This is a genomic window from Brevundimonas sp. UBA7506, from assembly GCF_002479495.1.
In the GTDB taxonomy this organism is placed as follows: Bacteria; Pseudomonadota; Alphaproteobacteria; order Caulobacterales; family Caulobacteraceae; genus Brevundimonas.
On the sequence record NZ_DLNQ01000007.1, the window covers coordinates 161,757 to 183,812 of the forward strand.

Sequence of the window (22,056 nt, forward strand, 5' to 3'; positions counted from 1 at the left end):
GCCCAAGCCCGCCGCCGCCTGAGGCGTCAGCCGCTGAAAATGAAACGGCCGCCTCATCCCTGGGGCGGCCTTTTTGCTGGGCGGTTTGGCAAGACTGGCGGCGACCCGAGGGCCGCCGCCGTGACCAGTGCTACTCCCCGGCGCTGACCGCCGGCCCGTAGAAGAGGGCGTTGAACAGCAGGCGGACCGACGATCGGGCCTGGGCGCGGTTGACCACGTCAGGACCCAGAACGATCACCCGGCCCTCGCCGTGCGGCAGGTCCAGCACCGCGTCCGAACCCGCCAGCTTCTGCGGACCGATGGCCCAGCCGCTGGCGACCGCGACCTGTTCCGGGTAGCGGACGATGGAGCCCGTCTGGCCGGTGTGGCGGAAGCCCGAGTTGCGGTTGAAGAAGACGTTCATCTGGGCCGGGGCGCCGAAGGCCAGCGGCTGACGATTGTCGACCTCGGTCTTCAGGACCGCGCCGGGGATGAAGAAGTCGGTCGAGGCCGGAGCCTTGCCGTCCGCGCCCAGCAGCACGTCCTGAACCGGCGCGCCCATGGCTGTGGCGAGACGGTGCGACGAGCCGATGGTCACCACGCTGCCGCCGCCGCGCACGAAGGCGTCGATCTGCGGCACCGACTTCTCGGTCGTGATGTGGCCCAGCCAGCCGCGATACTCGGCCGGGATGGACTCAGGCTCAGGCTGGTCGCGCTGGGCGGCCGCCGACAGGTCCGTCGGGATCATGTCCGAGGCGAAGACCAGGACGTCGAAGTCCTTGGCCAGATCGCCCGCGTCCAGACGCTGCGGATAGACCACCTCGAACGGATACTCGAACTGCTCCAACATCCAGCGGGTCCAGCCGGAGGCCATGGAGCCGCCGTAGCGGTCGACCAAGCCGACGCGGACGGGCTTGAGCGCGATCTTGTCGCCGCCGGGGGCGCGGGCGGCGGCATGGGCGTTCAGACCGAGGTCGCGCACGGCGGCCTCGACGATGGGACGGGCCGCGTCGCTGGCCGGGATCCACAGGGCGCCGGGGGCCAGGGTGGCGCGACCCGCGCGGGTCTCGCCTTCCTGCCAGAAGACCGGCACGCCCGCCTTCAGCAGGCGGTTGGACAGGATGTAGCCGTTGACCGGGGCGTGATCGATCAGCCAGCCGGCGCGGCCCGAACCGTCGATCTTGCCGGGCGGCGGGGCCATGACGTCGCCGACGCGCTCGGTCGGGGCCTCGAAGCCGTCGAGGATGCGGTCGAACTTCACGCCCATCTGCAGCGCCAGGGTATAGCCGGTGGCGTCATAGGGCAGGGCGGGCGGACCGCCCGGATACTGCAGGTCGTGGGGGTGGTCCTGCGGCTCGAACATGTCCAGGACGTGCGGGCGATAGGCCTGGGCCGTCTTCACCACATAGGAACCTGCCGGATAGGTCGTGCCGCCGATGGTGAAGGCGCGCGTGGCGCGGTCCACGTCCACGCCGGTCTTGATCAGGCTGTTCAGGAAGGCCACCGCGTTGGGCAGGTCGGCCTGATCCGCCGGGATGACATAGCCGCGCGGATCGCGACGCGCCGGATCGCGCAGCACCTTGTCATAGAGGGCCGGATCGACGCCGCGACGGCCCGCCGTGGGACCGGCGGCCTCGACCAGGGCCTCGACACCGGTCGGCGTGATGCGCCAGGTGTCGGTATTGCCCTTGTCGATGGCGTTCTGGCCCATGCGCCAGATGTTGAACAGCAGCCGGTCCTTGTTGCGCGAGGCGTAGTTCAGCACGGCGCGGTTGATCGACTGCGAGTACTCAATCGACTGGGCGAAATGCCAGGTTTGGGGCGCGACCGGCATGGGCAGGTCGTTGCGGGCCAGCTGGTTTTGCGGGATCAGGCTGATCTGGCTCGGCGTCGGGTGGCCGGTGATCTCGGTCAGCAGGCCGACCGCATTGTGGAAGTAGGTGATGGAGCGCTCCATCCCGTTGTTCCAGGTCGAGTAGCTGGCGCCGCTGCGCATGGTCGAGCCGGGCTTGCCCTCCTCGATCAGGCGGCTGTGCATGGCCGCGCCCACTTCCGACAGGGTGCCCATGACCAGGGGGTCGTAGTTGTAGTTAAACGGGTCGCGGAAGGGCGGCATGAAGACCACCGTCCCGGCGGGCGCCGTCTGGTGGTGGTTGTAGATGATCTGCGGGAACCACTCACGGAAGAACTGGCGGTTGACGTTGGTCGTCTCGGCCATGGCCGACAGGTAGTAGTCGCGGTTGTTATCGTGGCCGACGTACTTTTGATAAAGCACCGGGATCGAGGCGAACTCGCGCTTCAGCGGGTCCTCGTTGCGCATGTACCAGTTGGAGACCAGCTCCATCCCGTCCGGGTTCAGCGGCGCGAACAGGATGATCGTATCGTTCAGGACCCGCAGGGCCTCGGGGTCTTCCGCCGTCAGCCATTCATGCACGGCGGCGATCAGGGCTTGGGGCGGGACGGTCTCGGTCGAGTGCAGACCGCCGTCGATCCAGACCACGGCCTTGCCTTCGGCGGACATGGCGCGGGCCTGTTCCTCGCTGACGCCCTCGGCCTTGGCCAGACGACGCGCGATCTCCTGATAGCGGTTCAGGTTGGCCAGGTTCTGCGGCGTCGAGACAATGGCGATGTACTGGGTGCGCCCTTCCGAGGACTTGCCGATCTCGACCAGCTTCATCCGGTCCGACTGGCCGGCCAGGGTCTTCAGATAGGCTTCCCACTGGGTGTAGTTGACCAGGTGATAGTCGGCCCCGATCGCGTGCCCGAATGCTTCCTGAGGCGAAGTGATGCTCGACCTGGGCGTCGCGGCGGCGACGGCGACCGGCGCCTCGGCCAGCGCGGCCTCATAGGCCAGGGCGCTGGCGCTGTTCAGGGCGAAGGCCGCGAACCCGACGGTGAGGGCCAGCAGAGGGCGGTGACGCGATACTCGGTTCCGCGCGACGGCGGGGGTAGGCGAACTTGTCATGGCGTTCCTGTCAAAAGCAGCAGCGGGGCGCTCAACACATGACGTTGCGGCAACGCTGATTCCTCCACGATGCTGTTGTTGCGGTCGATGTCCATGGCGAACACGCCGCGCACCGCGCTTTCGCCATGACACGGCGCATTAAGCCGCGGTCGAAAGGAGGCCAGCTGTCCGCCTATGCGGCGAACTCCCTCGATTTCGCCCTTCCTCAGCTCGAGCCTGATGGTGCCCGATACGATCTGATCATCGGCAACCCGCCTTTCATCCGTTCGCGGAACTTCTCGGACGCCAGCCGCGAAGCGGTTCACCGGGTGGCCGCCTGCCTGGACCTCCCTCACCAAAGCCGCTGCCGGCGCGCGACAGACACCTTCGGCCTCACCTGCAGCTCAATGGAAATCCCGCGACCCTGGCAGAATGCGAACATCGCGCGGATGACGGTGCGGCGCATGGCGCGGCGGCTGCGGATTTGCGACGACGTCGGCGCGGGCAAGCTGAACCGTCGTGTCATGATCTTCCGACAGGCGCGTCAGTTCCGAAGAGCGGTCGATGATCTTGCGGGCGACCAGGTGGACCACGCCTTCCGGGCTCTTTTCCACCACGCCCTCGACCTCCATCAACCGGGCGGCCGTGACCTCGCGGCGGAACTGTTCGAACATCCGCGCCCAAAGGACGACGTTGGTGATGCCCGTCTCATCCTCCAGGGTGACGAAGATGGCGTTGCCCTTGCCGGGGCGTTGTCGCACCAGGACCACGCCCGCGACCCGCACCAGGGAGGCGTTCCGTTTCGCTTCAGTCTGGGCGCAGGTGAGGATCCGCTCCGCGTCGAAGATGGGGCGCAGGATGGCCATGGGGTGGGCCTTCAGAGACAGGCGTAGGGTCTGGTAGTCGGCGGCGACATGCTCGCCCAGCGGCATGATCGGCAGGCGCGCGTCGGGCTCGGCGCCCAACTCGCGAGCGTCGATGGCGGCAAACAGGGGCAGCGGCGCATCGTCGGGCAGGCGGCGCACCGCCCACAAGGCCTGACGCCGATCTAGGCCCAGGGAGCGGAAGGCGTCGGCGTCGGCCAGCTTGCGCATGGCGGCTGACGGCAGTCCTGCGCGCCGGGCCAGGGTTTCGATGTCGGACGGGCGGAGGGCGCGGGCGGCGATCAGGGCCTTGGCCCAGTCTTCGCGGAAGCCGTCGATCTGGCGTAGGCCGATCCGCAGGGCCGGTCTCTTGTCAGAATCTTCCAGACTGTTGTCCCAGCCGCTGTGCGAGACATCGACCGGTCGCACCTCGACATCGTGGTCGCGGGCATCCCGCACGATCTGGGCCGGGGCGTAGAAGCCCATCGGCTGGCTGTTCAGCAGAGCGCAGGCGAAGGCCGCCGGATAGTGGTGTTTGATCCATGACGAGACATAGACCAACTGGGCGAAGGAGGCGGCGTGGCTTTCCGGGAAGCCGTAGGAGCCGAAGCCCTTGATTTGGTCGAAGCAACGCCGGGCGAAGGTCGGATCGTAACCGCGCGCGATCATCGTGCCGACCATTCGGTCCTCGTAGGTGTGCAGGGTGCCGTCGCCCCGGAAGGTGCCCATGGCCTTGCGCAGGCCGTTGGCCTCCTTGTCCGAGAACTCGGCGGCGACCATGGCCACCTTCATCGCCTGTTCCTGAAACAGGGGTACGCCCAGGGTCTTCTCCAGCACCTTCTTCAGTTCGTCCTGGGGATACCGAGGTCCGGGCTTGGAATAGTCCGGCTCCTCCAACCCGTTGCGACGTTGCAGATAGGGGTGGACCATGTCGCCCTGGATCGGGCCGGGCCGAACAATGGCGACCTGGATCACCAGGTCATAGAGTTTGCGCGGCTTCAGCCGGGGCAACATGTTGATCTGGGCACGACTCTCGACCTGGAAGACGCCGATGGAGTCGCCCTTGCACAGCATGTCGTAAACGCCGGGATCGTCGGCGGGGATCGTATGAAGCGCCCAGTCCTTGCCTTGATGGGCGCGGATCAGATCGAAGGCCTTGCGGATGCAGGTCAGCATGCCGAGCGCCAGCACATCGACCTTCATCAGGCGCAGTTCGTCGATGTCGTCCTTGTCCCACTCGATGAAGGTGCGATCGACCATGGCGGCGTTGCCGATGGGTACGAGCTCGTCGAGGCGGTCTTGGGTCAGGACGAAGCCGCCGACATGCTGGGACAGGTGACGGGGAAAGCCCAGCAGCCGCGTCGCCATCGCCACCGCGCGACGGATCAGCGGATTGGCGGGATTCAGGCCGGCCTGTTCGACATGGCGGTCGCCTATCTCCGAGCCCCAACTGCCCCACTGACTGGAGGCCAGACGGGCGGTTACGTCCTCGGTCAGGCCCAGGGCCTTGCCGACGTCGCGGATGGCGCTCTTGGGACGATAGCGGATGACGGTGGCGGCGATGCCGGCGCGCTCGCGGCCATAACGGTTGTAGATGTGCTGGATGACCTCCTCGCGGCGCTCGTGCTCGAAGTCGACGTCGATGTCGGGCGGCTCGCCCCGGTCCGACGACAGAAAACGTTCGAACAGCAGGTCGGATTCCGCCGGATCCACCGCCGTGATCCCCAGCACATAGCAGACAGCGGAATTGGCCGCTGAACCACGTCCTTGGCAGAGGATGCGCTTGTCACGGGCTACCCGGACGATGTCGTATATGGTCAGGAAATACGGCGCGTAGTCTTCCTTTGCGATGAAGGCCAACTCCTTCTCCAGCAGCAGCCGCACCTTTTCAGGAATGCCGTAGGAATAGCGGACTTCGGCGTGTCGCCAGGTCAGATGCTCCAGCCACTCCTGCGGGGTCTTGTTCGGTGGCGTCGTCTCCTCGGGATATTGGTAGCTGATGTCGCCCAGGTCGAAGCCGACGCGGGCCAGCAGGTTTCCGGTCTCGGCCACCGCCTCGGGCGCATCGCGGAATAGGCGCAGCATTTCGGCGGGCGGCTTCAGCCAACGTTCGCCATTGGCGTTCAGACGTCGCCCCGCCGCCTCGATCGTGACGCCTTCACGGATGCAGGTCAGGACGTCCTGCAGATCACGCTGATCGGCGTCATGATAGAGGACGTCGTTGACCGCCAGCAGCGGGACGCCGCTCTGTCCTGCCAGCGCCTTCAGCCGCGCCAGCCTGCGCCGGTCGTCGCCGCTCCGCCCCATGGCGACGCCCAGCCAGACCGCGCCGGGCGCGGCCTCGGTCAGGCGATCCAGCGTCCGGTCCATACTGTCCAGACGCGCATCCGACATGACGATCAGCAGCAGATCCTCCGGCGCGGCGATCAGGTCGCCCAGCCCGATCTCGCATTGGCCCTTTACAGCCCGGCGGTTGCCCAGGGTCAGCAACCGCGTCAGCCGCCCCCATCCGGCCCGCGTCTCGGGATAGGCGATGATGTCGGGCGTGCCGTCGTTGAAAGCCAGACGCGCCCCGGTCGCCAGCTTGAAGCCCGCCGCCCGCCGTCTGACCTCGTCCGACAGGGCCGGGTCGTTCAGCGGATCCTCGACATAGGTCACTTCGCCAGGCCCCGCGCCGTCGCGCACCACATCGGGCGGCGACAGACCCTCTTCACGCAGACTGCGTAGGGCGCTCCAGGCCCGCACCACGCCTGCGACCGTGTTGCGGTCGGCCAGGCCCAGCCCCGTATGACCGCGCAGGATCGCGGTCAGCACCAGATCCTTCGGATGCGACGCCCCGCGCAGGAAGGAGAAGTTACTGGCGGTCGCCAGTTCGGCATAGGCGGGCCCAAGAGCGGGGGCGGTCATGCGAACAGGCCGTGGACGAACCAGCGCGGTTCGTCGGTCTCGCCGTACAGGCCCTGACGGAACAGCCAGAAGCGGCGGCCCTCTCGGTCCTCGACGCGGTAATAGTCGCGGGTTTCCTGATCGGGCGCACGCCACCACTCGCCGCCGATCCGCTCTGGCCCTTCGGCCAGGGCTACCTCGTGCAGCACCCGCCGCCAGCGGAACCGAAGGGGCGAGCCGTCCGGCACCTCGGCCAGGGTTTCGATCGGCTGGGGCGGGTCGAACATCTGCAGTGGGCGCAAAGGCGGATCGCCGGGGATCCGCTCCGGCCAGTGCTCGGGCGTTCCCGTCGCTGTCATCGCGGCCGGGACGAGACGCGACGCCCGCTCGGGGATGTGCGACTCCAAAGGCTCGAAGCGCAGCACGGCCTCGGGGCCGAGACGGGCAGTTAGACGGTCGATTAGGCGACTGAAATCCTCATCATCGAGGCGGCCGCCGTCCAGGCCGCGCTGGGCCGGCTTCAGTCTCTGAGTCTCCAGAACCGACAGCCGCATCTGGTCGAAACCGAAGCCAGGATCCAGCGGATTGGACAGGGCCGCCAGCCGTTCGCGGAACAGGCGCAGCACGGCGTCCACATCCCGGGTCGCCCGGCCGGTCCGTGCAACGATACGGCGGACCTGACCGTCGATACGATAGAAGCCGGCCTCGAAGGTGCGCCCGCCCTGGCCCGCCTGGTCCAGCCGGTCGGCAACGTCAGTCAGCAGGTCGGACAGGACGCGCTCCACGTCCGCATCTGTTTGGATGGGTTCGAAGAAGACGCGGTCAACAGTGATGGGCGACGGCGGGCGATGCGGTGTGATGCGGACATCTTCGTCGCCTAGAATGCGGGCCAGACGCGCGGGAAAGTCCGTCCCGAAGCGGGCGGCCAGTGGCGCGCGCGGTCGGTCATCTAAGTCGGCGATCCGCTTCAACCCCGCCCGCTGCAACGCTTGGGCGTCGCGCTCAGGCAGTTCCAAGGCCGCAACCGGCAAACGGCACACCGCCTGTCGATCCTCACGCGCCTCGAACAAGCCGCCCGGCCCGAACCGGGCCAGGGCCCGCGCCGCTTGGGGCGTTGAGGCCAGGGCGCTGCGAACCTTCAGGCCGATGCGCCCCGCGCGATCATGGGCGGTGCGGACCAGGCCAGCCTCGCCGCCGAACAGATGAGCGCAGCCGGTGACGTCCAGCATCAGACCATGCGGGGCGTCTTCGGCGATCATGGGGGTGAAGCGGCCGAAGTCCTCCATCACCTGCTGCAGCAGGGCTGCATCCGCCTCGGGTCTGTGAACGGTGGTGCGTAGGGAAGGCGTCCGAGCCCGCGCATCGGCCAGGGTTAGGCCGGGCGTCAGGCCCGATCTCGCCGCCGCCGGATCGACCGCAGCCAGACGCAGGGCACCGCCGACTTTCTCGACCAGGACTACAGGCGCCGCATCAAGCGACGCGTCGCCCGCGCTCGCCCCACGTCTCAGCCGGTCGTTGGGGAGCCACGGGAACCACAGTGCCAGATAGCGGCGCCGGTTCGCGGAAAGATCGGGCGTCACGATCCCACTCCAGGGTCCAACTTCTCTGTTCGCCCCCGCCGCGTCGCCGCAGCAGGGTAACGGAAAAAGACGGCCGCCCCGGCGCTCCCCCTTCCAACGGCGTGGACGCCGCCGCCTGCACCGACCATCGCGTCTCGGCCGCGCTGGGCGCGGGCGTCGCTCCGGCCCGCGCCAGGAACAGCGTCCCGCCGCCCGTCTCTGCTGCCAGGGCCAGACGACGGCTGGCGGTCAGAGACAGGGCCTTGGCCTCGCCCCAGGCGCTGAGCAGCACAGCACCCACCGCAGGCGTCCGCAGAGCCTCTTCGCCGATGGCCAACAGGGTCTGGATGTCCGGCGCCCGCACCAGCAGCACGTCGGACGGCGCCAGCCCCATCTCGTGCAGGCCGGGGCCGTGCGGTCGCCCAGCCTCCATTCCCATCATCTCGTGCAGCCCCCAGACGACGATCCGCCCATTCGCCGCCTGGATCCCAGCGCCAAGTCCGAAAGCGTTGACCGCCACGGCGTCGGCGGGCGTCGCCGCATAAAGGTCGTGCAGGACGCCGCGCGCCCATCGCGCCGGAAACTCGGTGGAAGATGAAGCCTGTCGAGACGCCGCAGACGTCTGCGACACGCCCAGCGTTGCGAGCTGGGCGCGCAGGGTGGTCAGACGATCATTGGGATTAATGTTCTCCATTTGTTCTATATGACGCGCGGAGCCCCTGTTGAGTCAAGGATGCTGTCGCCGAGCGCAGAACCGGAAGCCGGCGTCATCGCCCCTCTGTCGGTCCTTGGCCGACAGAGGGGCGATGACGTTCAGAAATCGAAGGCGAGTTCGCCGGGGGGGCGACGACTTTACCACCAGGCGATAACCGTAGCGGCCATCCCGGCCCAACCTGGCCGAGATCATCAAAATTCTAGCCGGAGCCGCCACGATGGGTCAGGCGCTTTTCGCCGCACTTTCGATCAGGGTCTCCAGCATTCGCACGGTGCCTTCCAAAAGGGAGGCGACGATCACTGGAGCTGGCTGCCCGTCCAATCCCAATCGCTGCAGGCTCTTAGCGTAGGTTGATCCCCGGGTATGAGCGACGCCTGATGACCGCAGTCCCTGAATCGCGCGCAACACCGCGAGATCTCGCCCGGTTTCGCCATAGCCCAGTCCGGTCAGGAACCGCTCGAGTTTGCCGAGGCTTCGCTCCCCCTCGATCGGCGTGCCTAAAGCGGCGTCCAGGGCCGGATCGTTGAGAGCATCGACAAGAATCTTTGCCAGGCCGAGGATCTGGGCGTCCAGTTCGGCGGGGTTGTCCGAGGTAGGAACATGCAGCTTGGTGAGGAGGTACTGGTCCGCTGACGCCAGCGACCGAAAAAGCGGCCAGCCCTCTTTAGCCGTCCAGGCCATGGCAAGCTGTTCGTAGGCGGCTTTGAAGCGATGCTCGAGCTGGGTTCCGTCCGCGAAACGCGCCTCGAAACTGCGTGCAAAGGCGGTTTGGCTGAGGGGACCGTCAGGGGCGACATTGTGCATGCGCCAATGCAGCTGTTCCGTATAGGGCAGGTCCCGTCCCAGGTCGCCGAGGAAGGCGATCACTCGATCGGCATGGTCGTCATCGATCGACAGCACCCAATGCGACCCATGCCGCACCGATCCATCCGATACGGTGAAGCGGCCGCGGTTGTGGAAGTAGCGATCCAGCACTTCGCGACGGAAATGCACCCGCGTCAAATAATTCGGCGCGCCGGGAGGAAGGTATCGATGTCAAAATGCGGAACCAGACGGACGGGAAGGGCGGACGGCTAAGCTCAAATCATAGATCATCGTCGTCATTCAGCGCGTCATCATAGATTTCGACTTCGCCTTCTTCGATTTTGTGGGTCGGGAACGAGATGTAATCCAAGGCGTCCGGATTGAAGAAGGCGGTGCGGTGATAGCCCTCGTACGGCAAGTTGATCATGCCGGGTTCGGGGTTTCCGCTGTACGGAAAATGGATGTCGATCAGCGGCTCGATGCATTCGAAAAGATTGCAGTCGACGTAGTCGATTTCCCGCCGGCGGCCGGTTGAGAACTGGACCGTGACGGTGTGAGCGAGGGCCATGATCGCTTCGGTGTCCGCGGCCCGCGCGGCCTTCTCCGTCGCGAGGTCTTCGGGTTTGATGGCGCCTTCCGCGACCAGAGCATCGAACTGATCGTCGGTGATCATGATCTGATTTTGAACGCGCTCGACGTCCTCTTTCGCGAAGTCCGCGCTATAATCCTCTCCTGTGAGCCCTCCCTCTCGAAGGGTCTCGACGATGGCCCAATCGCGCCCGTCGGGCATCTGGATGGGCGTGGCGAGTTTATAGTCGTCGTGATCCGCCCCGAAGGTATCGTAGGCCTCGCTGGAAAAATAGAACTCGGAAATCGCTGTGCGTCGGATCGCGACGGTTCGATTCCCTATATCCTTGATCACGATGAAGCGCTTGTTGCTTTGCAACTCGCTATGGGCCTGCGTATGCGCCGCGGCCGAAATCGACAGCACCAAGGGCTCGCCCATGCCGAGGAAATGCACGGCGCACTCTCCGTAATATTGGAGGTCTAGCGGGGCGTTTCTATCATAGAAGGCCGCCGTTTTTGGCGGGTGTCGGCCCAGCAGTTCGAGTTCCGTTGCGTTGAAGTGCTGGGCCAGCTTGGCGAGATGGCTTTTCGGGATCTCGACCTTGCCGGTTTCCCAACGCTGATAGGTCGGTTGCGTCACGCCCGCCGCCTTAGCGGTTTCGGTCTGGGTCTCGGCCTTCATGACCCGGAAATGCTTCAATCGATTGATCGCCATCGTCCCTTCCTGATGCATCGGCTTGTTATGTGCATATATGCGCATAATAGGTCGACCTGCAAGCGGCCCGCTCTCAAGCCTCGGTCGAAGGACGCTCATGGGATAAGATCTGTTGTCCTTCGCCCAGTTCGAGCGCGAGGTCACGGGCGAGCGCATCCGCGACAAGATCGCCGCCAGTAAGAAGCTCGGCATGTGGATGGGCGGCGGCGTGCCGCTCGGCTACGATCCGGACGGCCGCACGCTCACCATCAATCCGGCCGAGGCGGAAACCGTGCGCGGCATCTATCGCCGCTACCTGGAGTAGGGCTCGCTGCACCTGCTGTGCCGTGAACTGGCCGAGGCAATGCGCCTCGTCAGGCCGGAACCCAACCGACCATCGGCAAACGGAGACGGGGCGCGATAATGGCCGCAGAGCAGGCGTGTTCAGTCGCGCCGGAGACGCCAGAATCGTCTCTGCTTCCGCGCAGGTCGCGGTAATGTCAGGGTAATTTTCAGAGAAACAGCGAACCGTCAGTCAGCGACTGACGGCGTGGCGGACAGAGAGGGATTCGAACCCTCGGTACGCTTTCACGTACACACGCTTTCCAAGCGTGCGCGATCGACCACTCCGCCACCTGTCCGTTTCCACGACGTCGCCGTGTAACCGCCGGACGGTCGATCCAGCGGAGCGAGGCTGATAGAACAGCATGACCCCCTCGGCAAGCGCCCTGTGAGGCCCCATATGGGGGAAAGTCGATTTTGCCGCTGATTTCTGCGAGATTTTTCCGATGCTGTTCCAGAAGACCGCCGAACTGCCGACCGTTGAGACGGCCCTGCCGGGGCGGGATGCGCCGCTGGCGACGGACGAGACTCATTTTGTTCTCGGCCATGCGCTGAAGGGACCGCATCCGGAGGGATTCGAGACGGCGGTGTTCGGCATGGGCTGTTTCTGGGGCGTGGAGCGGGTGTTCTGGCAACTGCCGGGCGTCTGGGTGACCTCGGCGGGCTATGGGGGCGGGATCACGCCGAACCCGACCTATGAGGAGGTCTGCTCGGGCCGGACGGGTCACACCGAGGTGGTGCAGGTCGTGTTTGATCCGCAGGTCATTTCCTACGGCGACCTGCTGAAGGCCTTCTGGGAGAACCACGACCCGACCCAGGGCATGCGTCAGGGCAATGACCAGGGGACGCAGTATCGCTCGGCCATCTACACCCTGAACGACGCCCAGCAGGCGGAGGCCGAAGCCTCGCGTGACGCCTATCAGGCGGCGCTGAGCGCGGCGGGGCGCGGAACGATCACGACCGAGATTGAGCCGGCGGACCCCTACTACTTCGCCGAGGACTATCATCAGGGCTATCTGGCCAAGAACCCGGCGGGGTACTGCGGCATCGGGGGGACCGGCGTGGTCTGCCCGATTGGCGTGGGCGTGGAAGCCTGATGGACCGGGAGGGGGTAGGCAAGGTTTGTCTGGCGCTGCCGGGAGCGACGCTGGATCACCCGTTCGGCGACGACCACGACGCCTACAAGGTCGGCGGCAAGATGTTCGTCATGGTGGGGGCGACCGGCGGGGTGTCGTTCAAGGTCTCGGACATCGCCTATGAGGTGCTGACCGAGAGCGGCCATGCGCGGCCGGCGCCCTATATGGCGCGCGCCAAATGGGTGAACCTGCCGCAGATCGACGACTGGGCGGACGAGGAGCTGGCGGACCACATCAAGTCCGCCCACGCCATCATCGTCGGCAAGCTGACGAAGAAGGCGCGGGCGGAACTGGGGCTTTAGCGTCAGGTCGCGGGCCTGGCTTTTTGCTCGGCGATCCAGCGGTCCATGCGGGCGTCGAGCAGGTCCAGCGGCAGGGGGCCGTCGACCAGCAGGGCGTCGTGGAAGGTGCGGACGTCGAAGCGGTCGCCCAGTTCGCGCTCGGCCTTCTGGCGGATCTGGCGCAGGCGGATCTCGCCGATCTTGTAGGCCGTCGCCTGACCGGGCCAGCCGATATAGCGCTGCAGCTCGGTCTCGATGTTGTGCGGGGCGAGGGCAGAGTTGTCGCGGAAGCAGGCGCGGGCCTGCTCCTCGGTCCAGCCCAGCCAGTGCAGGCCGGTGTCGGCCACCAGGCGGCAGGCGCGCCACATCTCGTAGCTGAGGCGGCCGAAGCGCTCGTAGGGGGTGCGGTAGATGCCCATCTCTTCGCCCAGGAACTCGGAATAGAGGCCCCAGCCCTCGGTGAAGGCGGTCACGTCCGCGCCGCGACGGTAGTAGGGCTGATCCGCCGCCTCCTGTTGCAGGGCGATCTGCAGGTGGTGGCCGGGGACGGCCTCGTGAACCGTCAGGGCCGGCAGTTCATAGAGGGGCCGCTGATCCAGCTTCGAGGTGTTGACGATATAGCCGCCGGCCACGCCGTTCTGCATCGAGCCGGGGTTGTAGCGGCCGGTGGTGTAGCTCTCCTCGATCTCGCGCGGGACGGGGCGCACGCCGTAGGGCAGGCGCGGCAGGGTTCCGAACAGGGCGGGCAGGCGGTCGTCGGCGCGCTTGGCGATCTCGGACGCCTTTTCCAGCAGCTGTTCGCGGCTGGTCGCGTAGAATTGCGGATCGGTACGCAGGAAGTTGAGGAAGCCGGCAAAGTCGCCGGTCCAGCCGGCGGCGCGCATCTCGTCCTGCATCCGGGCGCGGATGCGGGCGACTTCCTCCAGGCCGATCTGATGCACCTGGTCCGGGGTCAGGTCGGTGGTGGTGTAGCTGCGCACGGCGTTGGCGTAGAGCTCGCGACCGCCGGGGCGGTGGGTCATGCCGGGCTCGACGGGGGCGCGCGGCCGGTAATCGTTCTTGAGCATGTCGCGCCAGGCGATCCGGCGCTGCGCGACGGGGCCGTCGATCAGGGTTTGGGCTCGGGCGCGCAGGGCGGCCTGTTCTGCGGCGGGGATGGTCGCGGGCAGGACCTTGAACGGCTGCATCAGGATGTCGCCGCCCTCGCGCGGCTTCACGTCGGTTTCGGCCAGGGCCAGGGCGCTGTCGACGACCGAACGGGCCTGGACCAGGCCGGTGTCGAGGCCGCGCCGGGCGTCGGCGATGGCGGCGTCGTAGAGGCCGGGAATGGCGTTCATGCGCGACAGCCAGGCCTCGGCGTCGGCGGTCGAGGTGATACGGGTCGAGCTGGCCAGATAGGCCACGCCCTGACCGGGGCCGCCCTCGGAGCTGAAGGCCAGGCGTCCGCCGTCCAGCGGGATGGCGTCCAGGTTGCGGCGGATCAGGTAGGCGGCGAAGGATCGGTTCAGTTGCTCGTCGTCGTTCAGCGCGGACGGGCTGATCGCTTCCAGACGGTTCAACAGGGCGGTCAGGGGGGCGACGCGGGCCAGCTCGCCCGCGCGGGTGGGATCGGGCAGGCGCGACAGGGCCTCGCGGTCGCCCTCCATGCCGGCGGTGATCGGGTCGACGCGGCGCAGCCAGGCCTCGTAGTCGCTCAGGATCCTGGCGAGGGCGAGGCTGGCGGCGTCGGCCGGGGCGTGGGTTTCCGCCGGAGCGGTTGACGCGGCGTTGGCCAGAGCCGGCGTCGTCGCCATGAATGCAGCCAGAGCCGCTCCGATCAGAACTTGCTTGCGCATTGCTGTCCTCCCTCAAGCGAGGGGGAGCAGACAGGCGCAGCGCCTGACGGTCAAGCTATGTCGAAGGCATCAGCCGCACAGGGCGAAGAAGCGGTCGATCTGCTTGTCCGTTCCCTGCTGTGCTGCCAGCGGGATGCGGTAGTCGGGGCCGTAGGTAGCCAGCCATCCCAGCTTGCGGAAGCGCAGGAAGACCGGGTCGGTGGTGCGGGCGACGGCGGTCAGGTCGAGGCCGTCGTGCATGGCCGAGGGCTCGGCCTTGGCGGGATAGGTCTCGGTGTCGCCGCCGGATTCCAGCGCGATCGTCTTCGGGTGGCCCTCGGCGACGGTCTGCAGGATTTGCAGGGCGCCCGACCCGGGGCGGCACGACAGGTCCAGCGGCACGTCGTCGGTCTCGGCCATGCCGTAGGACAGGCTGGCCTCTTCCGCGTCCTCGTTCAGATGCCAGTCGTAACCAGCGACGGGGGCGGGGGCGCCGTTGCCGGAAGCGGCGACCAGACGAGTGCCGACGGTCGGGGCGCAGGCGGAAAGGGCAAGCGCCGCAAGGGCGGAGACGGTCCAGATGATGGGGCGCATGGCGGTCCTCAGCCGGTGCAGAGTTCGGCGAACCGGCGCAGCTTGGACAGATTCGCCCGGTCGATCTCTATCGCCGAGGATTGTTCGCCGACCGCGATCTGCAGCTTCCCGTTGGCCAGGAAGGCGGCGAAGACCGGGTGATCGGCGCGCAGCATGGTCTGCAACTGGCCGCGCCGAGGCTGGGTCTCGGCGTTGACCGAAGCCGCGCCCGAGGTGACGACGGCGATGCCTTCGGCCGGGGCGGCGTCATAGAGGGTCAGGCGCACGATGCTGGAGCCGGGCGCGCATTCCAGCGTGGTGCGCAGGCGCGGCGTGTCCGGCACCTCATTGGCCAGGACAAGAGGGCCGTTGTCGGCGTAGAGGGTCCAGGTCCAGGCCTCGGCCGACGGCGTGGCCTGCAACGTCAGAGCCAGCGACATGGCCTGGGCCAGCCCGAGCAAGGCGGTCATGGTTCAGCCCCCGCTGATTGGTTCTAGGGGACTTTGATCAGGCGTGGCTGGAAGCGCAATAGCTGAGGAAGCCCTGAACCAGGCGGCGTTCGGTGCGGCTGGCGCGAATCTGCCGGGCGCCGGCCTCGCTCTGGACCGCCATGCGACCGCCGCGCGCCAGGCCGGTCAGGGCCGCGTCGGAAAGGGGCAGGCGGGCCTCATAGGCTTCGCCGTCCGACAGGGGGTCGATCGGCTGGGGGCCGTTGGCGGCGAGGGTCAGGGCCGGACTACGCGGTTGGGTGTCGCCATAGACCACGGCGGCGCGATCGCCCGGGGTGCAGGTCAGCATCAGGGCCACCTGATCGGAATCCGGCAGACCGTAGGCCAGCTTGGCCATCGACCCCTCGTGCAGCAGGTGCCAGCCCGCCGCGCCTTCGCCGGGAGCGGACGGGGCGGTGGTCATGGCCTGACCGGCCAGGGCGACGAAACCGAGGGCGGCGGCGGCGGGAAGCAGGGACTTCAGCATTACAAATCACTCGCGTTCGACAGAGCAAACGCGGGTCGCTTGTTAAGGGTTCACCGCTCCGCTTGCGCGAGCGCGATTCCGTGACGACGAGTCACCGGAAAAACACGCTCGACGAACAATGGTCAGAACGGGCTGAAGCGCTCCACCAGGGACTGGGCCGCGGGCGTCGCCTGCATCCGGCTGATGTCGCCGCGGCCGCCGTAGCTGATGCGCGCCTCGGCGATCTGGGTGTGGGCGATGGTGTTGGCCGAGGAGATGTCCTCGGGGCGCACGATGCCGGCGACGGTCAGTTCGCGGACCTCACGGTTGGTGCGCACTTCTTGCCGACCCTGGATGACCATGTTGCCGTTGGGCATGACGGCGGTGACCACGGCGGCCACGGTCAGGTTGACGCGCTCAGAGCGGTTGACGCTGCCCGAACCCGAGGCGTTGGTCTCGCCCTCGGTGCCGACCATCTTGGCCGGGTCGAAGCCGCCGGGGAAGGCGCGGCCGAGGCTGTTCTCCAGGCCGAAGAAGTTGGTGACCCCGCCCGAGGCGCTGTTGGAGCGGGCGCGCTGGGTCGAGTTCTGCGTCTGGGCGCGGTCGTTGATGTCGATGTTGACCGTCAGGATATCGCCGACCCGGCGGGCGCGCTGATCGCCGAAGAAGCTGCGGGCGCCGGTGCGCCACAGGCTGTTGGGCGAGGCAGGGGTGGGCGGCGGCAGATAGGCCTGCTCGATCGGCGCCAGGGCGGCGGGGTAGCCGACGGGGGCCAGTTCAGGCCCCTTCACCGTTTCCGTGATGGTGGAGCAGGCGCCCAGCGAAAGGGCGGAAGCGGCGGCGGCGAGGATCAGAACTTTACGCATGACGGGATCTCTCAGCGGGCGGCGAACTGTTGCGGGTTGGCGCGGGCTATCTGGGCGGCGGGACCGGCGACGGCGCGACCCGGCGACACGGCCACGGCGTCGATGGTGCGGCCCGACTGGACGTTCAGTACGGGGACGGGCTCGCCCGCCGAGGCGTTGCGGGTGGCCTTGCCTGTGACGGTCAGCTCGACGCCGCCTACGATATAGGCGACCTCGACCATGTCGTTGCGGGCGATGACCTGAGGCGAGGCCAGGTCGCGGCCGGTCACGACGGCGCCGGCGCGAAGGGCGCGCTTGGCTGACAGGCCGACGACCTGGTCGGCGTCCTGGGGACCGCCGGCCGGGGCCTGATGGGCCTGAACCGTGGACCAGACGACGTCGGCAGGCTGGACAATGTCGCCGGCGGCCAGGCTGCGGGCGTAGGTCAGGACCTCGACGGTGGCGCCGGGGCGCGAGACCACGGTGGCGGCGGCGGGACGGGCCGAAGCGTCTGCAGTCATGGCGCCGCCTTCGCGCACGACCACGCGGCGCAGGCCCTGAGGGTTGGCCCAGTCCAGACCGGCGCGGCGGGCCGCGGCCTGGATCTGGCTGGCCTCGAAGACGGCGGTGGCGCCCAGCCGCTGGCCGACCACGACATCGGCGGCGGCGCCCGCGTCGTCGAACAGATCGCCCAGGGTGACGCGGCCGTCGTCGTCGACGGGGTCGGCCAGCAGGCTGACCGGACCGGCCAGAGCCGGAGCGGCGAAGGCGGTGAGAACGGCGGTCAGGATCAGGATGCGCTTCATGACTTAGCTCTTCACCTGGGCCGAGACCGACAGCATCTCGTCGGCGGTGGTGATGACCTTGGAGTTCATCTCATAGGCGCGCTGGGCGACGATCAGGGCGGTGATCTCGCTGACGGCGTCCACGTTCGAGGCTTCGGTGTAGCGGTGCAGCAACTGGCCGAAGCCGGGCTCATTCGGCGCGCCGATGGTGGCGGCGCCCGAGGCGGCGGTCTCCAGCAGCAGGTTGTCGCCGATGGCTTCCAGGCCCGCCTCGTTGAAGAAGGTTGCAAGCTCCAGCTGTCCCACCACCTGCGGCGCGGCCTGGCCCTGGGTCGTGACCTGGACCTGACCGGATTTGGAGATCGAGATGTCGATCATGTCCTGGGGGATGTTGATGGCCGGTTCGACGGGGTAGCCGTCGTCGGTGACCAACTGGCCTTCGCCGTTGACGGCGAAGTTGCCCGCGCGGGTGTAGGCGATCTCGCCGGACGGCATGCTGATCTGGAAGTAGCCCTTGCCCTCGATGGCGATGTCGTAGTCGTTTCCGGTACGGGTCGGGCTGCCCTGTTCGGTGATGCGATAGACGCTGCCCGCCTTCACACCGGCGCCGATCTGGATGCCGGTGGGGACCACGGTTCCCTGGGTCGAGGACTGGGCCCCCATGCGTTCGACGTTCTGGTACAGCAGGTCCTGGAACTCGGCCCGCTGACGCTTGAAGCCGACCGTGTTCATGTTGGCGATGTTGTTGGAGATGACCTCGACGTTCAGCTGTTGGGCCAGCATGCCGGAGGTGGCGGTTCGAAGAGCGCGCATCGTTCGGGCGTCCTAACTAGCTGATCCGGCCCAGCCGCTCGACCGAGCGGCGTGACAGGTCGTTGGCGTTTTCGATCATCTTGGTCACGCGTTCGTAGGCGCGGTTGATCTCGATCAGGTTGGTGATTTCCTGAAGCGTGTTGACGTTCGAACCTTCCAGCATCCCCTGGCGGATCTGCACGTCCGGGGCGTCGACCGGCTGGGCGTTCGAGGTGTTGCGGTACAGGCCGTCGCCGCTCTTTTGCAGCACCGACAGGGCGTCGAAGCGGACGGCGTTCAGGCGGCCGACCGGCTGCCCCTGCTGACTGATGGTGCCGTCGGGGCCGACGGTGACGGGGCCGAGCTCGGGGTCGAGCGTGATCGGACCGCCGTCGCCCAGGACCGGCTGGCCCTGCTTGGTCATCAGCACGCCCTCGGCGTTGGTCGTGAAGCCGCCGTCGCGGGTGTAAGCCTGACCCGTGCCGGTCTGGACCGCGAAGAAGGCGCCTTCGCCTTCGATGGCGAAATCCAGAGCGCGGCCCGTCTGCTTCATCGAGCCCTGGCCGAAGTCGCGCCCCACGCCCTTGTCCAGCACGAAGCTGGCCGAGGGGCGGATGTTGTCGTTGCGGGCGCGCTGACCGACCTCGGTCCCGACCATCAACTGTTCGACCTTGAACCCGGTGGTGTCAGCATTGGCGACGTTGTTCGCCACGATGTCGAGCTCGCGGCGAAGCGTCATTTGACGGGACAGTCCGATGTAGGCGGCGTTTTCCACGAGTGCGGCTCCTTCGCCGATCTCGTCGCAACGACCGTGCCAACAGGGTTAATCCAGGCGCAGCAAGGGTTTTGCCCGATTTGACCCTGGCGGCGCCCGGCAGGATTTGCCGATCGTAAACGCCTCGTTAACCAAAATCGCCTCATCAGGAAGTCTGTGATGATCGGGGCGACGTGCGGATGCTGAAGCTGGGCAAGAAGAAGGACGCGGCGCCGGGCGGCGACGACGCCAACCTGCCCGCCGTTTCGGACGGCGAAGGCGGGGAGGGCGCGCCCGCCAAGAAGAAGCTGCCCCTGCTGTTCATCATCATCCCGGCGGCCCTGGTCGTCCTGGGCGGCGGCGGGGCCGCGGCCTTCTTCCTGATGAAGCCCAAGCCGGCCGAGGCCGAGGCCGGGGAGCACGGCGCGGAAAAAAAGGCCGATCACGGCAAGAAGGAAGAGAAGAAGGGCGGCGATCACGGCGGCGGCAAGGACGGCGAGGCCGATCCGGCGGCGGGCAAGATCGCGGAGGGGCCTGACGGCGTGACCTTCTACACCCTGCCCGACATGATCGTGAACATTCAGTCGGCGGACGGTCGTCCGACCTATTTGAAGCTGAAACTGACGCTGGAGATGAAGGACGCTGAACTGGCGTCGCACCTGCAGGGCGAGGCCCCGCGGATGCAGGACATGTTCCAGGGCTTCCTGCGCGAACTGCGCCCCGAGGACCTGGCCGGCTCGGCCGGATCCTATCAGCTGCGCGCCGAGATCCTGCGCCGGGTCAACCTGATCGCCGCTCCCGGCAAGGTCGATGCCGTGCTGATCGAAGAAATGCTGGTGCAGTAGGCATGACCGACACCCTGGCGGCCGAAAACGAACTGGATCCCTTCGGCGGCGAAGCGGACATGGGCGCGGCCCTGTCCGAGCGCGTGCTGAACCAGGACGAGATCGACAGCCTGCTGGGCTTCGACATGGGCGACGGCGACGACTCCGAACGGAGCGGCATCCGCGCCATCATCAACTCGGCCCTGGTGTCCTACGAGCGTCTGCCGATGCTCGAGATCGTCTTCGACCGCCTGGTGCGGTTGATGACGACGTCCTTGCGCAACTTCACCTCGGACAACGTCGAGGTCAGCCTCGACACCATCAGCTCGATCCGTTTCGGCGACTATCTGAACTCGATCCCCTTGCCGGCCATCCTGGCGGTGTTCCGGGCCGAGGAGCTGGACAACTACGGCCTGCTGACGGTCGATTCCAACCTGATCTATTCGATCGTCGACGTCCTGCTGGGCGGGCGTCGCGGCACGGCGGCCCTGCGTATCGAGGGGCGGCCCTACACCACCATCGAGCGGGTGCTGGTGCAGCGGATGGTCGAGGTCATCCTGAACGACGCCCGCGCCGCCTTCGAGCCGCTGACCCCGGTGCATTTCACCCTGGACCGGCTGGAGACCAATCCGCGCTTCGCCGCCATCGCGCGCCCGGCCAACGCCGCCATCCTGGTCAAGCTGCGCATCGACATGGAGGATCGCGGCGGACGGGTCGAGCTGCTGCTGCCCTATTCGACGCTGGAGCCGATCCGCAAGATGCTGCTGCAGCAGTTCATGGGCGAGAAGTTCGGCCGCGACAACATCTGGGAAGGCCACCTGGCCACCGAGCTCTGGACCACCGAGACCGAGGTCCGCTGCGTGCTGGACGAGCAGCAGATGCCCCTGTCCCAGGTGCTGGACTTCAAGGTCGGCGACACCCTGATGCTGAACGTCTCGCCGGATTCCGAGGTGTCGGTCCGCGCCGGTTCCATTCCGCTGACGACCGGCAAGATGGGCCGCAAGGGCCAGCATATCGCCGTGCGGGTCGAGGGACCGATCAATCCCGACATCGCCGCCAACCTGAGCCGAAGGAAGGGCTGACATGACCGGCATCATTCTCGATTCCATCCTGATGCTGCTGCTGGTCGCGGCCATCGCCTACGGCATCAAGCTGGAGAAGAAGCTGAAGGCCCTGCGGGACGGTCAGCTGGCCTTTGCCGGCGCCGTCAGCGAGCTGAACTCGGCCGCCGGGCGCGCCGAACAGGCCCTGGCGACCCTGCGCGCCTCGGGCCACGAGACCGACCTGCTGCACGATCGCATCATCAAGGCCCGCGCCGTTAAGCAGGAGCTGGAGGTGCTGATCGCCCGCGCCCCCGCCGGCCTGCCGCCGCGCGCCCAGGTCGAGGCTCCGGTCGAGGCGCCGCTGGAATTAACGGTTCCGGCCTCGCAGGTCGCGCCCTTGCTGGACGACGAGGCCCGCGCCCGTCGCATGGCCTCGTTGATGGAACGGATCGAGGGCGCGCGCGCGGTGATGAAGGCGCCTGCCGCCGCCCGACCCGCCGCGCCCGCTGCGGCTTCGACCGAGGCCTTCGCCCCGGTGCGTCAGGCCCTGGCCGCTAACCATGCTGCGCAACAGAGCCTAAACCGCGCCCGTCGTAGCCTGGACGAAGATCTTTTCGCTGCATGACTCTAAGAGGCCCTATGTCCGAGGCGCGGCCTCGGACGACTTGAGGGCGAAGAGTTTTTTTGAAGTCTCTATGCCTGTGCGGCGTTTGAACCGCCTTACCGAGTGCCACCGATGAGCAAGCTGCCCCGTCTTCTGCCCCTGATCGCCATCGCCATCGGCGGTGGCGTGGGCGTGCGCGCGGCGGGGGGGGGGCCGGGGGTGTTTCCGGGGCGGGCCCCCCCGGGCCCAGGAGGCGCGGGCCCCCGGGACCCCGGGGGGGGGGGGGGCGGGGGCGCCG

Annotated in this window: 21 protein-coding genes and 1 tRNA gene; 6 read left to right on the forward strand and 16 right to left on the reverse strand. The window is 67.3% G+C overall.

Going from position 1 to position 22,056, the window contains the following annotated elements; genetic code table 11:
* Window positions 1–130: 130 nt before the first annotated feature.
* The 7 genes from B3K53_RS07390 to B3K53_RS07420 all read right to left on the reverse strand — a co-directional run bounded on the left by B3K53_RS07390 (window position 131) and on the right by B3K53_RS07420 (window position 11,032).
* Window positions 131–2,944 (reverse strand): M14 family metallopeptidase, encoded by a 2,814-nt coding sequence (locus B3K53_RS07390; RefSeq protein WP_292083527.1) that lies wholly within the window; start codon window positions 2,942–2,944, stop codon window positions 131–133.
* Complete coding sequence (locus tag B3K53_RS07395) at window positions 2,941–3,249, reverse strand: hypothetical protein (protein WP_292083528.1); 309 nt, start codon at window positions 3,247–3,249, stop codon at window positions 2,941–2,943. The genes B3K53_RS07390 and B3K53_RS07395 overlap by 4 nt, the downstream gene beginning before the upstream one ends.
* A gap of 78 nt (window positions 3,250–3,327) precedes the next feature.
* Entirely contained in the window at window positions 3,328–6,693 is a 3,366-nt protein-coding gene (locus B3K53_RS07400) for an error-prone DNA polymerase (protein WP_292083529.1), read from the reverse strand.
* Window positions 6,690–8,252, reverse strand: coding sequence for a Y-family DNA polymerase (locus tag B3K53_RS07405; protein WP_292083530.1), 1,563 nt, complete (start codon window positions 8,250–8,252; stop codon window positions 6,690–6,692). The genes B3K53_RS07400 and B3K53_RS07405 overlap by 4 nt, the downstream gene beginning before the upstream one ends.
* On the reverse strand, window positions 8,143–8,925 hold the full coding sequence (locus B3K53_RS07410) for an ImuA family protein (RefSeq protein ID WP_292083531.1): 783 nt from the start codon (window positions 8,923–8,925) through the stop codon (window positions 8,143–8,145). The genes B3K53_RS07405 and B3K53_RS07410 overlap by 110 nt, the downstream gene beginning before the upstream one ends.
* Window positions 8,926–9,168: 243 nt before the next feature.
* Window positions 9,169–9,948: a hypothetical protein gene (locus B3K53_RS07415; RefSeq protein WP_292083532.1), complete on the reverse strand. Its 780-nt coding sequence runs from the start codon at window positions 9,946–9,948 to the stop codon at window positions 9,169–9,171.
* 82 nt (window positions 9,949–10,030) lie between these two features.
* Window positions 10,031–11,032: a helix-turn-helix domain-containing protein gene (locus B3K53_RS07420; protein WP_292083533.1), complete on the reverse strand. Its 1,002-nt coding sequence runs from the start codon at window positions 11,030–11,032 to the stop codon at window positions 10,031–10,033.
* Window positions 11,033–11,144: 112 nt separating this feature from the next.
* On the opposite strand from B3K53_RS07420, the gene B3K53_RS07425 reads away from it, so the two are divergent.
* Window positions 11,145–11,336 (forward strand): hypothetical protein, encoded by a 192-nt coding sequence (locus B3K53_RS07425; RefSeq protein ID WP_292083534.1) that lies wholly within the window; start codon window positions 11,145–11,147, stop codon window positions 11,334–11,336.
* A 226-nt stretch (window positions 11,337–11,562) separates the two neighbouring features.
* On the opposite strand, the gene B3K53_RS07430 is transcribed toward B3K53_RS07425, so the two are convergent.
* Window positions 11,563–11,652 (reverse strand) — tRNA-Ser (locus B3K53_RS07430).
* 147 nt (window positions 11,653–11,799) lie between these two features.
* On the opposite strand from B3K53_RS07430, the gene msrA reads away from it, so the two are divergent.
* The gene (gene msrA / locus B3K53_RS07435; protein ID WP_292083535.1) at window positions 11,800–12,450 is read left to right on the forward strand and encodes a peptide-methionine (S)-S-oxide reductase MsrA; all 651 of its coding nucleotides are present in this window, start codon (window positions 11,800–11,802) and stop codon (window positions 12,448–12,450) included.
* A complete protein-coding gene (locus B3K53_RS07440; RefSeq protein WP_292083536.1) occupies window positions 12,450–12,791 on the forward strand; it encodes an MmcQ/YjbR family DNA-binding protein in 342 nt (113 codons plus the stop codon). Before msrA ends, B3K53_RS07440 begins: the two co-directional genes overlap by 1 nt.
* Window positions 12,792–12,793: 2 nt before the next feature.
* Here the strand turns inward: B3K53_RS07440 and B3K53_RS07445 are convergent, their stop codons facing one another.
* The 8 genes from B3K53_RS07445 to flgF all read right to left on the reverse strand — a co-directional run bounded on the left by B3K53_RS07445 (window position 12,794) and on the right by flgF (window position 19,308).
* On the reverse strand, window positions 12,794–14,605 hold the full coding sequence (locus tag B3K53_RS07445; protein ID WP_292083537.1) for a DUF885 domain-containing protein: 1,812 nt from the start codon (window positions 14,603–14,605) through the stop codon (window positions 12,794–12,796).
* Window positions 14,606–14,674: 69 nt separating this feature from the next.
* Window positions 14,675–15,178, reverse strand: coding sequence for a hypothetical protein (locus B3K53_RS07450; protein ID WP_292083538.1), 504 nt, complete (start codon window positions 15,176–15,178; stop codon window positions 14,675–14,677).
* 8 nt (window positions 15,179–15,186) lie between these two features.
* Window positions 15,187–15,627 carry a hypothetical protein gene (locus tag B3K53_RS07455; RefSeq protein WP_292083539.1) on the reverse strand — a complete coding sequence of 147 codons (441 nt, stop codon included), beginning with the start codon at window positions 15,625–15,627 and terminating at the stop codon, window positions 15,187–15,189.
* 37 nt (window positions 15,628–15,664) lie between these two features.
* Entirely contained in the window at window positions 15,665–16,132 is a 468-nt protein-coding gene (locus B3K53_RS07460; protein WP_292083540.1) for a hypothetical protein, read from the reverse strand.
* 122 nt (window positions 16,133–16,254) lie between these two features.
* Entirely contained in the window at window positions 16,255–16,977 is a 723-nt protein-coding gene (gene flgH / locus B3K53_RS07465; RefSeq protein ID WP_292083541.1) for a flagellar basal body L-ring protein FlgH, read from the reverse strand.
* An 11-nt stretch (window positions 16,978–16,988) separates the two neighbouring features.
* Complete coding sequence (flgA, locus tag B3K53_RS07470; RefSeq protein ID WP_292083542.1) at window positions 16,989–17,762, reverse strand: flagellar basal body P-ring formation chaperone FlgA; 774 nt, start codon at window positions 17,760–17,762, stop codon at window positions 16,989–16,991.
* A gap of 3 nt (window positions 17,763–17,765) precedes the next feature.
* Complete coding sequence (flgG, locus tag B3K53_RS07475; protein WP_292083543.1) at window positions 17,766–18,554, reverse strand: flagellar basal-body rod protein FlgG; 789 nt, start codon at window positions 18,552–18,554, stop codon at window positions 17,766–17,768.
* A 16-nt stretch (window positions 18,555–18,570) separates the two neighbouring features.
* Window positions 18,571–19,308, reverse strand: coding sequence for a flagellar basal-body rod protein FlgF (gene flgF / locus B3K53_RS07480; RefSeq protein WP_292083544.1), 738 nt, complete (start codon window positions 19,306–19,308; stop codon window positions 18,571–18,573).
* Between the two features lie 179 nt (window positions 19,309–19,487).
* Here flgF and B3K53_RS07485 point away from each other — a divergent pair, with 179 nt between their 5' ends.
* The 3 genes from B3K53_RS07485 to B3K53_RS07495 are packed head-to-tail and all read left to right on the forward strand — an operon-like array spanning window position 19,488 to window position 21,779.
* The gene (locus B3K53_RS07485) at window positions 19,488–20,132 is read left to right on the forward strand and encodes a flagellar basal body-associated FliL family protein (RefSeq protein ID WP_292083550.1); all 645 of its coding nucleotides are present in this window, start codon (window positions 19,488–19,490) and stop codon (window positions 20,130–20,132) included.
* A gap of 2 nt (window positions 20,133–20,134) precedes the next feature.
* Complete coding sequence (gene fliM, locus B3K53_RS07490; RefSeq protein ID WP_292083545.1) at window positions 20,135–21,193, forward strand: flagellar motor switch protein FliM; 1,059 nt, start codon at window positions 20,135–20,137, stop codon at window positions 21,191–21,193.
* A gap of 1 nt (window position 21,194) precedes the next feature.
* Window positions 21,195–21,779, forward strand: coding sequence for a DUF6468 domain-containing protein (locus B3K53_RS07495; RefSeq protein ID WP_292083546.1), 585 nt, complete (start codon window positions 21,195–21,197; stop codon window positions 21,777–21,779).
* The last annotated feature ends 277 nt before the right edge of the window (window positions 21,780–22,056 follow it).